Origin of the sequence: Metaclostridioides mangenotii, from assembly GCF_017873185.1 — a bacterium.
Lineage (GTDB): Bacteria > Bacillota > Clostridia > Peptostreptococcales > Peptostreptococcaceae > Metaclostridioides > Metaclostridioides mangenotii.
Window position 1 is genome coordinate 861181 of sequence record NZ_JAGGJX010000001.1, and the last position, 18572, is coordinate 879752.

Annotated in this window: 15 protein-coding genes; 3 read left to right on the forward strand and 12 right to left on the reverse strand. The window is 31.3% G+C overall.

Translation table 11 applies throughout. The features are described 5' to 3' along the window. Nucleotides 1-376: 376 nt before the first annotated feature. Both purB and J2Z43_RS04145 read right to left on the reverse strand, forming a co-directional pair. Nucleotides 377-1822: an adenylosuccinate lyase gene (gene purB, locus J2Z43_RS04140; RefSeq protein WP_209455976.1), complete on the reverse strand. Its 1446-nt coding sequence runs from the start codon at nucleotides 1820-1822 to the stop codon at nucleotides 377-379. Between the two features lie 126 nt (nucleotides 1823-1948). Beyond that, a complete protein-coding gene (locus tag J2Z43_RS04145; RefSeq protein WP_209455977.1) occupies nucleotides 1949-2833 on the reverse strand; it encodes a tyrosine-type recombinase/integrase in 885 nt (294 codons plus the stop codon). A gap of 171 nt (nucleotides 2834-3004) precedes the next feature. Between J2Z43_RS04145 and J2Z43_RS04150 the strand changes: the two genes are divergently transcribed. Continuing rightward, nucleotides 3005-3832, forward strand: coding sequence for an undecaprenyl-diphosphate phosphatase (locus J2Z43_RS04150; RefSeq protein ID WP_209455978.1), 828 nt, complete (start codon nucleotides 3005-3007; stop codon nucleotides 3830-3832). 613 nt (nucleotides 3833-4445) lie between these two features. Here J2Z43_RS04150 and J2Z43_RS04155 read toward each other — a convergent pair. From J2Z43_RS04155 to J2Z43_RS04185, 7 genes are all read right to left on the reverse strand, one after another. After that, nucleotides 4446-6224: a UvrD-helicase domain-containing protein gene (locus J2Z43_RS04155; protein WP_209455979.1), complete on the reverse strand. Its 1779-nt coding sequence runs from the start codon at nucleotides 6222-6224 to the stop codon at nucleotides 4446-4448. Nucleotides 6225-6335: 111 nt separating this feature from the next. Continuing rightward, entirely contained in the window at nucleotides 6336-7874 is a 1539-nt protein-coding gene (rny, locus tag J2Z43_RS04160; protein WP_209455980.1) for a ribonuclease Y, read from the reverse strand. Nucleotides 7875-8095: 221 nt separating this feature from the next. After that, nucleotides 8096-9160, reverse strand: a complete 1065-nt coding sequence (gene recA / locus J2Z43_RS04165; protein WP_209455981.1) for a recombinase RecA — start codon at nucleotides 9158-9160, stop codon at nucleotides 8096-8098. A gap of 377 nt (nucleotides 9161-9537) precedes the next feature. After that, entirely contained in the window at nucleotides 9538-10080 is a 543-nt protein-coding gene (gene pgsA, locus J2Z43_RS04170; protein ID WP_209455982.1) for a CDP-diacylglycerol--glycerol-3-phosphate 3-phosphatidyltransferase, read from the reverse strand. Nucleotides 10081-10118: 38 nt separating this feature from the next. Then, on the reverse strand, nucleotides 10119-11168 hold the full coding sequence (gene mnmH, locus J2Z43_RS04175) for a tRNA 2-selenouridine(34) synthase MnmH (RefSeq protein ID WP_209455983.1): 1050 nt from the start codon (nucleotides 11166-11168) through the stop codon (nucleotides 10119-10121). Next, a complete protein-coding gene (locus J2Z43_RS04180) occupies nucleotides 11169-13610 on the reverse strand; it encodes an FtsK/SpoIIIE family DNA translocase (protein WP_209455984.1) in 2442 nt (813 codons plus the stop codon). A 151-nt stretch (nucleotides 13611-13761) separates the two neighbouring features. Further along, a complete protein-coding gene (locus J2Z43_RS04185; protein ID WP_209455985.1) occupies nucleotides 13762-14472 on the reverse strand; it encodes a ClpP family protease in 711 nt (236 codons plus the stop codon). 148 nt (nucleotides 14473-14620) lie between these two features. Here J2Z43_RS04185 and J2Z43_RS04190 point away from each other — a divergent pair, with 148 nt between their 5' ends. Together J2Z43_RS04190 and J2Z43_RS04195 are read left to right on the forward strand one after the other, a co-directional pair. Then, nucleotides 14621-15274: a TetR/AcrR family transcriptional regulator gene (locus J2Z43_RS04190; RefSeq protein WP_209455986.1), complete on the forward strand. Its 654-nt coding sequence runs from the start codon at nucleotides 14621-14623 to the stop codon at nucleotides 15272-15274. Nucleotides 15275-15380: 106 nt separating this feature from the next. After that, nucleotides 15381-15647 carry a hypothetical protein gene (locus J2Z43_RS04195; protein WP_209455987.1) on the forward strand — a complete coding sequence of 89 codons (267 nt, stop codon included), beginning with the start codon at nucleotides 15381-15383 and terminating at the stop codon, nucleotides 15645-15647. 120 nt (nucleotides 15648-15767) lie between these two features. Here the strand turns inward: J2Z43_RS04195 and dapG are convergent, their stop codons facing one another. Genes dapG through J2Z43_RS04210 form a run of 3 tightly spaced genes read right to left on the reverse strand, consistent with a single transcriptional unit; the run spans nucleotide 15768 to nucleotide 18514 of the window. Further along, nucleotides 15768-16982, reverse strand: a complete 1215-nt coding sequence (dapG, locus tag J2Z43_RS04200; protein ID WP_209455988.1) for an aspartate kinase — start codon at nucleotides 16980-16982, stop codon at nucleotides 15768-15770. Nucleotides 16983-16991: 9 nt separating this feature from the next. Beyond that, entirely contained in the window at nucleotides 16992-17237 is a 246-nt protein-coding gene (locus tag J2Z43_RS04205; protein ID WP_027701715.1) for a YlmC/YmxH family sporulation protein, read from the reverse strand. Nucleotides 17238-17266: 29 nt separating this feature from the next. Continuing rightward, nucleotides 17267-18514: a M16 family metallopeptidase gene (locus J2Z43_RS04210; protein WP_027701714.1), complete on the reverse strand. Its 1248-nt coding sequence runs from the start codon at nucleotides 18512-18514 to the stop codon at nucleotides 17267-17269. Nucleotides 18515-18572 lie beyond the last annotated feature (58 nt).

An 18572-nucleotide genomic window follows, 5' to 3' on the forward strand; every position in this document is an offset into this window, starting at 1 on the left:
ATAATTTTTACTACTTCTCATATATCCATAGATTATACTATTTCATAGTAACTTATTTTAATCTATATTGGATTCTAATTTTTTAGCCAATATATTAATTATATTTATTCTATCTATTTTTTTCAATTACAATATTATTACAAAGGTTGGTTACTACATTTTGTATTGGCATTTTTTGCACTGTATTATTAAATATAGTTAATTAAAACTCTATTTAAAAATAAGAAGTAAATAAAAAAGGAATCCGTCTAATTTATATTAAAACAGATTCCTTTTTACTATATAGTTTTAATCTAAAAAACTTCGCCATTCAAAATCGTACCGATTATTTTGCAATGGAGCGAAACATTTAAGTCAGCTTTTTATAATACATTTTCTATACTCGCAAATCAACATCTACCTTATCAAGTTCATCTTCATAATCTTTTAGAGCCGGATCAATTACATCTTTAACAAAGTCATCTACTTGCTCACTAGATCTTCCTGTAAAGTTCTTTGGATCCATTATAGACAATATCTCTTCTTTGCTCATTTTAAATGAATCGTCTTCAACTATTAGAGAAATAAGGTTGTTATCTAAGCCTTCATGCTTAACTCTATATGCCGCTTTCATTGAGTACTCTCTTATAATTTCATGAAGTTCTTGTCTATCTCCACCTCTTTTTACAGCTTCCATAAGAATTGTTTCCGTAGCCATAAAAGGCAATTCTTCATTTACATGTTTATTTATCATATTTTCATAAACTACCATACCATCTGTTACATTGATACCTATATCTAGTATTGCATCTGCTGCCATAAAGGCTTGAGGTATAGCAAGTCTCTTATTTGCAGAATCATCTAGTGTTCTTTCCAGCCACTGAGTTGATTGAACCATAGCAGGGCTTAGCGATTCAGATATAATAAACTTGCTCAGCGAAGATATTCTTTCACTTCTCATTGGATTTCTCTTATATGCCATAGCTGATGATCCTATTTGATTTTTTTCAAATGGCTCTTCTAATTCTTTTAAATGTTGTAAAAGTCTTATATCATTAGTCATCTTGTGCATACTTTGAGCAATTCCTGAAAGTATACTTATAACTTGGTAGTCAAGTTTTCTAGTATAAGTTTGTCCACTTACAGCGTATGATGATTCAAATCCCATCTTAGCGCAAACTATTTTATCTAATTCTTTAACTTTATCGTGGTCACCATCGAATAAACTTAAAAAGCTTGCTTGAGTACCAGTAGTACCCTTAACCCCTCTAAGCTTCATATTATCAAGTCTATAGTTTAAATCCTCTAAATCAAGCAATAAATCTTGTGCCCAAAGACAAGCTCTCTTTCCAACAGTAGTCAACTGCGCCGCTTGGAAATGTGTAAATCCAAGAGTTGGAATATCTTTATACTTTAAAGAGAATTTCTTTAAGTTATTTATTAAATTAGCTAATTTAATTCTTAAAAGTTTAAGACCCTCTGTCATCTGGATAACATCAGTATTATCTCCAACATAAGCTGAAGTAGCACCAAGATGTATTATTCCCTTAGCTTTTGGGCACTGTAATCCAAAAGCTTTAACGTGAGACATAACATCGTGTCTTACTTCTTTCTCTATTTTTCTAGCTTCATCAAAATTTATATTATCTATATTTTCTCTAAGCTCATTAAGCTGATCTTCAGTTATATTTAAACCTAGATCATGTTCTCCTTCAGCTAGTGCAACCCATAATTTTCTCCATGTTGAGAATTTAAATTGCGGTGAAAATATATAACTCATATCTTTACTGCAATATCTATCTGTCAACGGGTTTGTATACGTAGTATATTTATTGTCTACCATTAATAAGTCCTCCTAATATATTTAAATAATTATATCAACATAATAATTATATGAAATTTCACGAACAATAACAAGTATTTTAAAGCTTTTATTCATATTTTATAACTTTTTCTTTTATTTTTACTATTAAAACTCTATAATATTATCGACCTTCCCATCAGACATAAAGTTTAAAACATACTTGTATCTCTGAGCATAGTGTTTATCACTCCATCCAAGTTTATTTTTTAGTTCCTCTTCATCAAGCCCAAACATCAAATTTATAGCAGCGTAGGAATGTCTAAAGTCTCTAGCTGAGTACTGTGGTAATTCAGCCATATCGAGAGCTTTTCTTACAATAATTCTAACATTTCTATCAGTTATAAAATCGCTCTTTTGAGTTGTAAAAATAAAACTATCACAGTTATCTATATTTTCTCCAAGACCCAAAGAAGCTCTATACTCTTCTAAAGTAAATAAAAGGTATGGATGAATTAACATCGATCTCTCTTTTCTTCCTTTTCCTAATTTAATATATACCTCTCCATTTGGATCTTTATGGATATCTTTCCATTTCAGATTTACAAGCTCATTTAGCAAGCATCCAGTTGTTATCAGGCAAACTATAATAGCTCTATCTCTTACTTTTAATTTTGGAACTATACTTAAAAGTTTATTTATTTCCTCTATATTTAATACATCATCTTTATTTTTAATCCTAGTAACAGTCGGTTTTTCAATACTTCTAAAAGGATTAATCTTAACATACTTCTCCCTATTTAGGTAGTTGAAATAGCTATGCAAATAACTGTATACTTTTTCTGAAGTAGATTTAGCATAAGTTTTCTTTACAAATTCCATAAACTTCTCACAATCGTATTTATCTACATCTACAAAATTTTTACCACCTATAAACTTCTTAAATTGTACAAGCTTTGAAAAATAATCGTACTTTGTATTGGGATTCATCTTTACAGAAAAATTATTAAAAACCTCATACTCAAAATCTTCTAACATTTTCACATTATTCATCTAATCACCCCTACCATTACTTTCATGTATAACATTACTATATCATATCTTAAATATACTTAAAATGAAAATTACTTACTATTGTCTACTTATCAATGCTATGATATTATAAATTAGTAAACTTAGCATATAATAACTATTGAAAAAAATTAGTATTGGGGGTAGTAAAATTTGGAAGGATTCAGTTTAATTGAGATACTTAAAGCTGTCGTTTTAGGTATTGTTCAGGGAATCACAGAGTGGTTACCAGTAAGTAGTACAGGGCATATGATATTAGTCGATGAGTTTATTAAACTAAACTTCTCTGCGAGTTTTATAAATACATTTTTAGTTGTAATACAATTCGGTTCAATTCTTGCAGTATTATTGATATTCTTTAAGAAGTTAAATCCATTTGACAAAGATAAAACTTCTATACAAAAAAATGAAACTATCGATTTATGGATAAAAGTAATAATAGCTATAATTCCATCAGGAGTAATAGGAGTATTATTCGAAGACAAAATAGATGAATTGTTCTTCAACTCTACCGTAGTTGCTATAGCTCTTATAGTATACGGTATAATAATGATAATGTTAGAAAACAGAAATAAAAAACCTAAGTTTAACAGCTTCAAAGACGTTACATATAAATTAGCTTTTGCGATAGGGTTATTTCAATGTTTAGCCCTTATACCAGGAACATCAAGATCTGGTTCTACAATAATAGGTGCCGTTTTACTTGGAACATCAAGATTTGTAGCTGCTGAGTTTTCATTCTTTATGGCGATCCCTACAATGTTAGGTGCCAGTGCATTAAAGCTTTTAAAAACAGGATTTGCATTTTCAAGCTTTGAATGGCTTGTACTACTTATCGGATCAGTAGTTGCATTCTTAGTTTCTGTAGTAGTTATAAAATTATTTATGGATTATATCAAAAAACATGACTTCAAACCATTCGGTTACTACCGTATAGTATTAGGTATAATTGTTTTGGCTTATTTCTTTGTTTTAAAATAATGAGGTAAAAGAATAATTAAATAATTCAAACTATAAAAGATGAAGATGTCCAGCACCACAGATTTGGAAAAAGTCTGTAACTGTGTTGGACACCTTCATCTTTTACATTTTGTGCCTTATTCAATTATTCTTCTCATTTGGTTTTATATAGTGCAAAACATTAGTTTAAAGGCATATAAAACTATTCTTTTGTGAGAATTGTTGTATGCTGTTAGCTTTTTATAGCTGGAAGGATATAATTCTTAATTAGTTGCCATATATCTCGAGGTTTGCTCAACAACAATGACTGGATTTCAGTTTACTACGAGTTCATCCAATAACTGAATAGCATTGCGGTATTATAGACTAAGGCCAGTAGTTGGCTCATCTAGTAAATAAAGAATATTACCTTTACGCCTTTTGCCAATCTCTTTGGCAAGTTTAATCCTTTGAGATTCACCATCACTTAGAGTCGGAGTCTACTGTTTCTGACCTTCTTCAAATACTATATCAAACATAAGACTAGACTTTAAATCATCCTCCGTATTATATTTTAGTTCAAGGAAGAGAAAAAGGATGTTGATGGTGATATATTAAATCTATCTCCATCAACATCCCTTTTCTCAACCTTCGCTTATTTAGAATCCACTATAAGTTTCACAAGGTCACTACCATCTTCATCAAAAGTCGTAACGATCTTAAGGCAGTTGGAAGCCCTGCTCAAAGAAAGATAAATCTTATTTAAATCTCCAACAAAATCATTAACTTGATAGTCCTGATCCGTATCAGCTATAGTTTGGTTGTACAACATCTCCAATTCACATACAATAACAGCCTTGTACTCTAAACTCTTTATTGTGTATATATTAGATAGCGTAACTCCCATCTTCTTGCTTAGATTGGTCAAGTTTTCGTCTGCATATATATATGGTATATTAGTTGATTCAAATGCTTTTTTCAACATGTACTGAAAGTATATTGTATTTCCATTTTTCAGTCTTTTCTTGTTATACGGATATATTACAGCTATTTCTTCATGCTTTATTCCTAGTTTACTTGTAAGATACTCTATTTCCCAAATAACAGAGCTTATTTGATCGTCTAGATCGCTTACCTTAATTATATCCACTGAGCTATCCAAACTCCTTATAGCATCCATTTTGTAGAAAATATCGTAATCCACATTGCTCTTTAGATTTCTTATAAATTTGTTTGAGTTCTCTGCAAATTTATTTACAAACCCCGCAAGTTCTTTAGTCTGTCTATAGTTGCAATTAAGAAATAAGTTTTCGTCAAACTCTATATACTCATATGGAGTCTTAAATATATTTAGATTGTTTGAGATATTTAAAGATCCACATGAGTAAATGTTGAAGATATATTTAGCCTTGTACAAAAACTCTTGTATAAATTTTATATCATCATCTGCGAAACACTCAGCTTCATCTATAAATATTCCTTTGAACATATTTTTATTTTTTATAATATTCTCTGCTTGTTTAACCAGATTTTTAAATGTCTTCTCATAATCATTTTTTAACATAGTGTAGTCAAGTATCAGGCTGTATTTTTTAGCTAATTTGAAAATAAATGACCCAAATGTATGCACTTCTAAATTATTATTGTCTTTATATAGTATCTCAAGCAGCTCTCTTAATTCATTGCATGACTGTTTGTTGTGGGTAAAGATCAGAAAATTATGATGTGGGTATACTTTTGATAATTTTATCGCTCTAGAAAGCATTATTGATGTCTTACCAGTACCCGAAGCCCCTTCGATTAGAGAGTTTCCATAATTTATAGATATAGCCTCTTTTATCTGAGATTCCTCCATCATTGTCGCTGTATACTCATAGTCATCATTGTAAAAAGAAATTTTTTTAAAGTTTTCATTTAGATGCAGAGAATCATTTATCAAATAATACTCCGAACAAACATCTAACAGATATAAATTTAGACTTACTCCATCGTTCTCATCTTGTAAATATTCATCTAAAGATATTTTTCCACCGATTATATCTGAAAGTTTATTTTTATCTATAACGTGATTTTTTATAAATTCATCAAAACCAAAATTATCATCGATCTCTACATAAGGCATGATGAAAATGTAGTTGTAACTTATATTTCTAAAGTTAAGGTTCATTTTATTTTTTAATAGACCAAACTCTTCATCCATAACTTCTATTAGCTCTTCTTCTAGTATTGAAAATAAATCTTCAGTAGTATCCACAAATTTTATAAATAACGGCTTATTGTCTTTTATATACAGCAAGTCTGTATTTATACCTTTAAAAGGAGTAACCTTTGGAATAATCTTAGTATTTTTGTCTAACTTTTCATAGAAAGTTCTTTCAATCTCTTTTATTTTTAGGGCATCTAGTTGGGATTTTATATCTACATATTGAATCACTTATAACTACCTCCTTATGTTATAAATAATTATAACATTTAAAACTAAGCTTTTATATAAAAAACCACAATAAATAGAATGATATCTATTAATTGTGGCCTTTACTTCTAATTATTTAGCATATTCTATTGCTCTAGTTTCCCTTATTATGCTTACTTTTATTTGTCCTGGATACTCAAGTTCATCTTCAATTTTCTTAGTCATATCTCTTGCTAGTAAGTGTAATTCCTCATCGTTAACATCTTCTGGTTTAACCATGATTCTTATTTCTCTACCAGCTTGTATTGCATATGACTTCTCTACACCATCGTATGAACTAGCTATTTCTTCGAGTTTTTCAAGTCTCTTGATATAAGCTTCTAGAGTCTCTCTTCTAGCTCCAGGTCTAGCTGCTGATATAGCATCTGCTGCTGTTACTAAAACAGCTTCAACTGACTGAGGCTCGTAATCACCGTGATGAGTACTCATAGCGTGAATTACATCCTTAGATTCTTTATATCTTCTAAGTAAATCCATACCTATTTCTACATGTGTACCCTCCATCTCGTGGTCAACAGCCTTACCTATATCGTGAACTAATCCTGCTCTCTTAGCTAATCTAACATCTGCACCTATTTCTGCAGCCATGATACCAGCTAAATGGGCAACTTCAATAGAGTGTTTAAGTACATTTTGTCCATAACTTGTTCTGTAGTTAAGTCTACCAAGAAGTCTGATAAGCTCTGGGTGAAGTCCGTGAACACCTGTCTCAAATGCAGCTTGTTCACCGTATTCTTTGATGATATTGTCGACTTCTTTTTTAGCTTTTTCTACCATTTCTTCTATTCTAGCAGGGTGTATTCTTCCATCTGCTATAAGTTTTTCAAGGGCAATTCTTGCAATTTCTCTTCTTATTGGATCAAATCCTGATAAAATTACTGCTTCTGGAGTATCATCTATTATAAGATCAATACCAGTTAGAGTTTCTAAGGTTCTTATATTTCTACCTTCTCTACCAATTATTCTACCTTTCATTTCATCATTAGGAAGATTTACTACTGTAACTGTAGTCTCTGCTACATGATCAGCAGCACATTTTTGAATTGCATATCCAATAATCTCTCTAGATTTTTTCTCTGCATCTTCTTTTGCTTGTGTTTCAACTTCTTTAATCATCATAGACATTTCACGTCTAACATCTCTTTCAGCATTGCTTAAGATTATCTCTTTTGCTCTGTCAGATGTTATACCTGAAATACCTTCTAATTTAGATAGTTGTTGTGCTTTGATATCTTCTATTTCTATTTCTTTTGCCTCTGCTAATTTAACCTTTTCTGCTAAATTAGATTCTTTGTTTTCTAATCCTTGTATTTTCTTATCTAAAACTTCTTCTTTTTGAATAACTCTTTTTTCATATCTTTGTACTTCGCTTCTTCTTTCTTTATTCTCTCTTTCAGCTTCAGATCTCCATTTGTGGATCTCTTCTTTTGCTTCTAATAATTTTTCCTTTTGTACCGTTTCGGAGTCTCGATGTGCTTTATCTATTATTTCTTTAGCTAAGTTTTCAGCTTGGCCAACTTTTGCTTCAGATACGTTTTTTCTAACAATATATCCTGCTAAAATACCAATAATTGCACATATAATACCTATTACAATCTCTATGACATCCACCTCCTTTTCATTAGTTATTAAACTAAAACGTCATTTAGTATACCAAAACGTCGTAAATATGATAAAAATATCCTCATTAATTATAGTCAAACTGTTCTATCTAATTAAATTTATATATTTTACCCTCTTTTAATTTTATAATCTTTTCTATATTGTGTCAAGCTAATCAGGAGTGTGGAATGCCTTTTATTACTTATTAATTATATATAATCTTCTTAAGTCTATTGTTCAATTTTAACTTGTTCTACATCTACCTTTTTCTTTTTGTCTTCGCCATCTACTTCATCAGTGGCATCTAGCTCATAATACGCTCTAACTTTTTTGTTTATTTCTTCAGTTAAATCTAGATTATCTTCTAAGAATTTTTTAACATTTTCTCTACCTTGTCCTAGTTTAGTATCTTCATAATTGTACCAAGAACCAGATTTTTTAACTATATCAACATTCGCAGCTATATCAAGTAGATCTCCAGACTTAGATATACCTTCTCCATACATTATGTCGAACTCTGATTGTTTAAATGGAGGTGCAACCTTATTTTTTACAACTTTTACCCTAGTTCTGTTGCCCACAATTTTGTCACCTTGTTTGATGCTGTCTATTCTTCTTACATCAAGTCTCACTGATGAATAGAACTTAAGAGCACGTCCACCTGTTGTAGTCTCAGGGTTACCAAACATGATTCCAACTTTTTCTCTAAGTTGATTTATGAATATTGCTACACAGTTAGATTTTTTGATAGATCCTGTTAATTTTCTAAGAGCTTGCGACATAAGTCTAGCTTGAAGACCTACGTGAGAATCTCCCATGTCTCCATCTATCTCCGCTTTTGGAACAAGAGCTGCAACTGAATCGACTACTATTATATCTATAGCTCCACTTCTTATAAGAGCTTCAGCTATCTCTAGTGCCTGCTCTCCAGTGTCAGGTTGTGAAATTATAAGGTTGTCTACATCAACGCCAAGCGCCTTTGCATAAATAGGGTCAAGCGCATGCTCTGCATCTATGAATGCTGCAATCCCACCCGTTCTTTGAGCCTCTGCTACACAGTGAAGTGCAACAGTTGTTTTACCTGATGATTCTGGTCCGTATATCTCAACTATTCTTCCCCTTGGAAGTCCACCTATACCTACAGCTATATCAAGCCCTAAAGCTCCTGTTGATATTACATCTATAGACATAGAAGTAGCTTCTCCAAGTTTCATTACAGATCCTTTTCCAAAGTCTTTTTCAATTTTCCCCAGTGCCTCGTTTAAGGCTTTTAATTTTTCTTGATCAACGCTCATCTCAATACCATCCCTTCATATATATAAAATCAAACATTTGTTCTTTGTTGTACATTAATTATATATCATAATATTAATAGAGTCAATTTAAAAAATACATTACTCCTGATTTTTTATTTTTTATTTTCCCTATCTTATTTATTAACATTTTTGCCCTTCATTAAACATAAAATTTCTTTCCAGAAAATAATCATATAATCTTTGTACAACACATTCAATATATAAATAGAAAATAGGCATGAAATTGAATGCGAATATCCCAAGCTTGGCTCTAGCTGCTGCTTAACCATACGCTTAATATATTATATCCAATTACATACCTATCAACTCTTAACTATTTGTATTTAAATATTATTTTTATCCTATTTCTAAATATACTATTTGCTCTCCATAAATACTTCTTTATTCTTGTATAGATACTCCCATCCAGAATAAAGAGTAAGAAGTGTAGCTATAAATATTAGACCTGTACCAAAATTAAGCAAGTAGACATTGTAAAAATGCGCTCCTAAAAATAATACCACTATAGAAACCATCTGAGTTATCGTCTTCAGCTTTCCACTTCCTCCAGCTGCTATAACTTTTCCATCAGCTGCAGCAATAGCTCTTAGTATACTTACTGTAAGCTCTCTAGCAACTATTATAATGACCATCCAGCTGCTTACAAGATCTACTTCAACCATACATATCAGAACCGAAATAACCAACAGCTTATCAGCAAGTGGATCCATAAATTTCCCAAAATCGGTTACTAAGTTATCTCTTCTGGCTATATACCCGTCTAGAGCATCTGTAATAGATGCAATTATAAATATAACACTAGATATAAGGAATCTATTTGGAACTTCTAATAGAATTAATAATACTAAAACTGGTATCAATAAGATTCTAAATAGAGTCAACTTATTGGGTAAGTTCATATAAACATCTCCTTAAATTTACAATAATATCTTAAATTCTAACTGTCTTTTACAATCAATCGATTGTAGTAATCTAATACTTTAACTAAAGCTTTAGATTCATCATCAAAATTTATAACTTCGTCGTATTCATACTTTTCTATAGAGTGTGTGTAAAGCGGGTCGTAGTATTCAAGTAAATACCTCTCTACTACTTCTTCATATTTTTTAGTCTCTAAAAGTTCAATGTACTCATCTACTACTTTATTGCTTAGTCTTTTTCTAAATTTGTTTATGCACTCTTTAAGATCATCTATATTATCCTCATTTTTAGAATAAATATAATCTCTACACAACCTATCTACCCTGTTTTTTAGGCTAACTTCAAGTATTATATGTTGACAATCGCCTATCATAGACTCATATATCTCGTTCGGTACAGAGTTATGACCTACACGCTTGCTTTCACTTTCAACAAAGATAAAATCTTTTTTTGAAAAATATAGTTTTTCAAATATTTCTGTCTCAAATAACTTTTGAGATGGAGATTTCTCTTCAAATGTTATAAACCCAAAAATAGATCCACTATTTTTAGCTATTCCTTCAAGGTCTAATACGTCTACATTTTTTTCTTCCAACATATGAAGTAAATCTGTTTTACCTACGCCTGTAAGTCCATGTACTGATACAAGTTTCTTTTTCTCCATAGCAGTCTTAAAATAATCTAAAACAAAGTTTCTGTACGACTTGTATCCACCTTCTAGTTGGTAGACATTTACGCCTAGAGATGATATGACATTGGTAATGCTTCCGCTTCTCATCCCACCTCTTGCACAGTAAACAACCATATTATCGTATTCATTTGCAAGCTTAGAAAGCTCTAAATACATATCTTTAAGTTTATATGATACGTAATCAAAGCCTTTCTGTATAGCTTCATGTTTTCCAAGCATCTTATATATAGTACCTACATCTTTGTGCTCATCGTTCATAAATAGAGGCATGTTTATAGCATTTAATATATGGTCTTCCTCATACTCGCTTTCCGTTCTTACATCTACAAAAATTACTTTTTCTAAGTTTAGAGCTTCTTCAATCTCTACTGTCATCTAATTTTCACCTTCTAAATCCTCTTTACTTATTAATACTTTTCTAGGTTTGCTTCCTTCACTTTGACCGACTATTCCTCTTTCTTCCATTGAGTCTATGAGTCTAGCAGCTCTGTTAAATCCTATTTTAAACCTTCTCTGTAACATAGATGCTGATGCTTGACCGCTATCTACTACGAGTTCTATAGCCTCATGTAGAAACTCATCTTCATCATCTGTTTTAGAAGTAGTGACCTTAGAAATTGTCTCAATTATGTCTTCTTCATACTGTACTTCGTCTTTAACTTGATCTTTAACGAAATCTATAACTCTCTCAGATTCGCCTTCAGATATAAATGCACCTTGAAGTCTTACTGGCTTTGCCGCACCTAGTGGGTAGAATAGCATATCTCCCTTTCCTAGAAGTTTTTCAGCTCCACCTGTATCTAGTATAGTTCTTGAATCTGTCTGTGATGAAACAGCAAAAGCTATTCTAGATGGTATATTTGCTTTGATTACACCTGTGATTACATCTACTGATGGTCTTTGAGTAGCTACAATCAAGTGCATTCCAGCGGCTCTTGCCATCTGAGCTAATCTACATATATAATCCTCAACATCATTTGCACTCGCCATCATTAAATCTGCAAGCTCATCTATTATTATTACTATCTTAGGTAGTTTATCATCTACTACCTTTTCATTGTATCCGCCAATATCTTTAACTTGGTTTTCTGCAAATAGTTTGTATCTTCTATTCATCTCTACTACCGCCCAGTTAAGAGCATTTGCAGCTTTCTTTGGATCAGTTACAACTGGTATAAGTAAATGTGGTATACCGTTGTAGTTTGCAAGTTCAACAACTTTTGGATCTATTAAAAGAAGTTTTACTTCATCAGGATTTGCCTTGTAAAGTATACTACTTATAAGCGTATTTACACACACACTCTTACCTGATCCTGTAGAACCAGCTATAAGAAGGTGAGGCATCTTTCCTATATCTCCAATTATTATATTTCCTGCAACATCTTTACCAAGACCCATTGCTAGTGGAGAATTGAAATTATTAAATTCATCACTCTCTAGAATCTCTCTAGCAGTTACCATTTGAGCCTCTTCATTTGGAACTTCTATTCCTATTGCGCTTTTTCCAGGTATAGGAGCTTCTATTCTTATACTCTTTGCAGCTAAGCTAAGAGCTATATCATCTGTCAGGTTAACTATCTTGCTAACTTTTACACCAGGACTTGGCTGTATTTCGTATCTAGTTATTGTAGGCCCAACAGTTACTTGATTGATTTTGGCTTCTACTCCGAAATCAGCAAGCGTCTTTTCAAGCAGGGCAGCATTTTTTAATACTTTTTTCTTGCCGTTTTCATCTGCTTTTTTAGGAGCCTTGTTTAAAAGATCTACGCTAGGCTTTTTGTAATTATCATAGTTTGTTTTTTCAACTCCCATAGGTTGAGTTGAATCAAAGATCTTAATATCATCAGTACTGTTACTATTTCTTGTTTTATTTAAATCAGCAACTGTTGCATTGCTCTTCTCTTCAACTTTATCAGGTTTATCCCCTGCTTTTTGTAATTCTTTAAGTACATCTAATTCCGGCATACTTGCTGTTCCCTCTAATATTTCAAGGTATTCATCTTCTGCCTTATTAAATCCAACAATCTTGATAGTTTTATCATCTACATTGTCGTCTAATACATCCTCATCTACTACATTACTATCATCTACATTTGTTGTTCCTTCATTATCTTGGTTTTTAGAAAACATCTTTTTGAAAAAACCTGTTTTTTGAGGAACAGTAGCTTCATCAACTTCATCTGTCATAATATTTACGGCTGACTTTTTCATACTAGCCATCTTTTCTTTAAAGCTCATCTTACTAGCTTCAGGATTGTTTGACATAAATTTTAGTCCATTTATCATATCTTTTATAGATATATTGAAGATAAATAAAACTGCTAATATAAGCATAAATAAACTTATAAGCCATGCGCCAAATATACCAAATACTTTAGTCATATAAAATGATATTGTACTGGAAATAAGTCCACAACCTGTGCCCTTTACCCCCATATCCATAACATCACTTATCATGCTAGCCTTAAGTGGACTATCCACTGGAAGACTTCGCACATTTAATAAACCATAAAATACGAATATAAACAATATTGCTACATAATATAGTTTGGTCTTTCTAAATCTGTATATGTATTCGTTGCCATCGAAAAATCCCAATATTCCTGTAAGGATAAATAATAAAGGAATTACTATAGAAAGTCCACCAAATAGACCTTTAAATAGACTCTGCATCACTGATGGCAGCCATCCATTCGTATTAGAATTTAAACTATATAAAAGAAAAATTCCTATAAATATTGTAATCAGATTATGGTATTCAGAATTAAAGCCTAACTTACTGCCTTTCTTTTTTTTCTTTTTCTTCTTAGTGGCCATAAAAAATCACTCCCCATTTTTACATGTTTAAGCCTTAAAAACAAAAAGTGCTAATGTCTAAACACTAACACCTCTGTTTTGCTTACATAATTATAGCATAAAGTATCTAAAATAAACAAACTTATTTGATTTCGTTACAAATTAGTAATCTTTAAACCTCTTCTTCATTTATTAATTCTCTCAGTTTATTTATTGCGTCTTTAAGCCCACCGACCTCATCTATTAATCCGTACTCTACTGCTTCTTTTCCAATTAGTACACTTCCTACATCGCTAACGAGTTCATCTCTAGAATGCATAAGTCCTTCTATATCCTCTTTTTTTATATTTGAAGTTCTAGTTATAAACTGTGTGATTCTCTCCTGCATCTTTTTAAAATACTCAAATGTCTCGTTTACACCTATTACTAGACCTGTTGTCCTAACTGGATGAATTACCATAGTAGCTGTTGGCGCAATAAAAGAGTAATCCCCAGCAGTAGCTAATGGGACACCTATACTGTGGCTTCCTCCTAGTACGAGTGATACAACTTTTTTTGATAAACTGTTTATTAACTCTGCAATCGCAAGTCCAGCTTCAATATCTCCACCCATGGTATTTAATATAACAAGAACCCCCTTGGTTTCATCACTCTCTTCAACTGCATATAAAAGTGGGATTAGATGTTCGTATTTTGTAGCCTTTTTTTGAGGGTTGTTCATATAATGACCCTCAATTTCTCCGATTATAGTAATACACTCTATATCTCTACTCGTATCTGGGATTCCATTTGGTCTACCAAGTTCCTTTATATTCTCCAAATCTTCATCTTCGAAAGTATCCTCGGATTCATCTTCATTAATATTATTCTTATAATTCTCCATAATAAATGCTCCTATCAATAAATATATTTAACTTAGTTTTACCAAAATCGCTAAATATATCTACTAAAAATATAACTATTGACATTATTAAATCAAAATGTTAAATTAAACATACCAACGGTTGGTATAAAGGGGGTATTATAAAGCTATGTCAAGAAATAAATATCCAGAGCAAACTGTAGAGCAGATATTGGCTATATCTACTACTCTATTTAATAAAAACGGCTATGAAAAAACTACTATACAAGATATTTTAAATGAATTAAAGATGTCAAAAGGCGCTATATATCACCACTTTAAATCAAAAGAAGATATACTAAACGCGATTATAGAGAGGCGTTCTAGTTACGCGAAAGATCTTTTAAATAGCTTGATCGTAAATACAAAAGCAGAAAATGCAAAAGAAAAGTTAAAAAAGATCATACTAGAAATTTCAAAAGATAAGGAAAACCATTCAATTGATACCATTTTATCATCTCAAATTAAAAATCCTCAATTTGTGGTTGCTGGTATTCAAGCTTCTGTTATTGATGACGCCCAGATTATTTCTAAGTTATTTATAGAAGGAAGAGAAGATGGCTCAATTAAAACTGAGTATCCTCTTGAATGCAGTGAAGTTTTTATGCTTCTTATCAATATATGGATAAATCCAGTTATATATAGTCGATCCATAGAAGAAACAAAACAGAGGTTAATTGTACTGCAAAACCTAATGAAACAACTTGGTGCTGATATAATAACTGATGAAATAATCGATATATTCGTTAATACCTATAAAAATATGAATGCTTTTAAAAATTAAATAAATTTCAATTATTCTTTTTGTAAAGCTACAATTTTATGAAAAGAATATATTTTACTTTTATACATACCAACGGTTGGTATAATAAATATATAATGGAGGCAAAATGAAAAATTATAACAAAAACTTAATAGATAAAACAAAAGATATATCTCAAAAATCATTAGAAAAATCTTTTAAAAAGGTTAATATTTTAACTTCTCCACCAGCTCATATCAATAGAATAGGCTGCAATGTGGGTAAAACCCTAGGTGTTATCATGATTGTAGTTGGGGCTATAGAAATAGTTAAGGGTAAGTCATTATTGGGCTCTGGTAGCTGTATTGCGGGTGTATCTACAATAGTTTCAAATTTTATAGCTCAGAAAAAATAAAGAGCTTATAGAAAATGGATTGAGTAATTGACTATATAATACATATATTAAATCTACAACTTTAATATATTATAAATAATCGAATACTCAATCCATTTTTATATTCTTTCTAAAAGTATTTTATTTTATATAAAACTCATTGTGAATTGCATGAACTGCTTTTTTCATATCTTCTCTGTTTACTAAGCATGAAATAGTCATATGAGAATCAGATGTCTGAAGTAGGGAAATTCCATCTTTAGATAAACCTCTCACTATTTTAGACATTATTCCAGGAACTGCAACTATCTTAGAACCTATAAGCGTTACCTTAGCACAATCTCTTATTATCTCATAATCAAGGTTAAAACTATCAAGCACAACCTTTAATTCCTCGATATTAACTTCATCAACTACAAAAGTCTTTTCCTTTATAAAGAAGTTTATCATATCTATGCTTATATTTTTATTTACTATCTCATCTAGAATCTCTGTAAACTTGTCTTCCTCAGTTTTAATTCTAACCTGTGCAATATTATCTTTATGAGCTACTGCTACTTTAAGTTCATTTTCTTCTTCGTATTCATCATCATTTAAAGTGTAGCTATTCATATATCCAATCTTAGTTCCTTTGTAAGTTGGATTCATGGCATTTTTAATGGCTAGTGTTATATTTCCGCTCTTAGCAAGTTGAACTGCTCTTGGATGTATAACTTTCGCTCCTTTATCTGCCATTTGAAATACTTCTTCATAATCTATAAAGTCTAATATCTTAGCTTCAGGCTCTATCCTCGGATCTGCAGTCATTATTCCATCTACATCTGTGTAGATTTCCACAGTATCACATTCAAGTGCTTTTCCTATAGCAACAGCCGAAGTGTCACTTCCACCTCTTCCAAGTGTTGTAATCTCACCTTCATCTGTAACTCCTTGGAACCCTGCAATAACTACAACCTTATCTTGCTTAAGAGCTTGTTTTATTCTACTAGGATTGATGTATTTTATTCTAGCATCCGAATAAGTATCTGTAGTTAAAATCCCAGCCTGCTGACCTGTTAAAAATTCAGCTTCTATTCCATTTGCAATAAGCATATTTACAAGAATTGTTCCAGATATCATCTCTCCACAAGACATTATAATATCCATCTCTCTCTTTGATGGATTTGAATTTATATCACCGCAGAGATTTATTAGTGTATCAGTTGCGTATGGAGCACCTTTTCTCCCCATAGCTGATACAACCAGTACCAAATCCAAACCTTTGTCTTTTTGAGTTTTTACTATTTGGCAAATTTTTGCCATTTTATCATATGATTCAACTGATGTACCACCAAATTTCTGCACCAAAATCTCCATAATGTCCTCCTATATATGACCATCGTATTCTATAATTATCATGTCGTTTCCGATTTTTTTAACATTTCTCCACGGCACTTCAAGAAATAAATCATTTCTTCTTCTACTAAAAAATCCTCTTTCTTGAGGTATTAAAAGAGCTAAAATACTCCCAGTTGTCTCGTCTAAAATCAGATCGCACTCTCCTATTATACCTAATCTCTCGCCAGTTACCAAGTTAACTATTTCTTTACCCGCTATTTCAGATAAATTCATAAATACCCCTCCACAGATTTACTTTAAATTTAATCTAAGCAGTCTATCTCTTCTACATCTCTTCCAACCAAACAAATTCCTTTATTGGTTACATCAAAAACTTTATCTATAACGTTTTTAACTGTAGTTAAGTCGACCTTATTTATACAATCTAGTATTTCATCTGTAGTTTTTACTCTTTTATTTAGAAGCATTGATCTCCCAATCATCATCATTCTGCTGCTTGTACTCTCTAAGTCCAAAATATAGCTTCCTTTTAATTGCTCTTTACTAAACTCAAGTTCCTCTTCAGTTATATAATTTTTCTTTAAATCTTCTATTTCCTCTAAAATCAATTTGTATACTTCTTTTACATTTTCGTTGCTCATACTCGAAAAAATACCTAACTCTCCACACTTTCTGTAAAGAGTCTGACTTGAATATATAGAATAAACTAAACCTTGTTCTTCTCTTATCTTTTGAAATAATCTAGAGCTGATACTCGCACCAAATATGTTGTTTATAACTGATATCGCATAACTCTCTTTGTCGTCTTCCATTGGAATTCCCTTCAAACACAATGAAAGATTTACTTGCTCAGTGTCTTTATTCTTTGTAACAAAACATGGCTTAAATTCAGCCTCTGTAAATTCTATACATACTTCTTTTTTCTTCCAATCTTTAAACTTATCACTTATATCTAAAACTATTTTATCAAAATCAAAATTGCCGGATATAGAAATAACAGTATTATTTGGTACATAGTATTCGTTGAAAAAATCGAATATTGAATCTCTAGTCATAGCTTCAAGTGATTCCTCAGTGCCTATTATATTCATGCCTAAACTATGACCTTTATATATATTCTCAACCAATAGGTCGTATGACAAATCATCAGGTGAATCCTCATACATTTTAAGCTCTTCAATTATTATAGATCTCTCTTTTTTTATCTCTTCTTCATCAAAATCAGAGTTTAATACCATATCGCTTAAAATATCTAGACCTACATCTATATGCTCATCTAATAGCTTTACATAAAAACATGTACATTCTTTACTCGTGAATGCGTTTATTTGCCCACCTATATTGTCAATTTCACTAACTAGCTCTTTAGCTGTTCTATTTTTGGTTCCCTTAAACAGTAGATGCTCTATAAAATGTGATGTCCCACTAGTTGAAGTATTTTCCATGCGAGACCCAACATTAACCCATACCCCCATACTAACCGATCTCAAATACGGTATCTCTTCTCCTATTATGGTCAACCCATTTTCTAATGTCTTTACTTTATACATTATATTCCTCCAAAAATTTATTTTCTAGCTGAAAAATACATAAAGTTTTATAATTAAT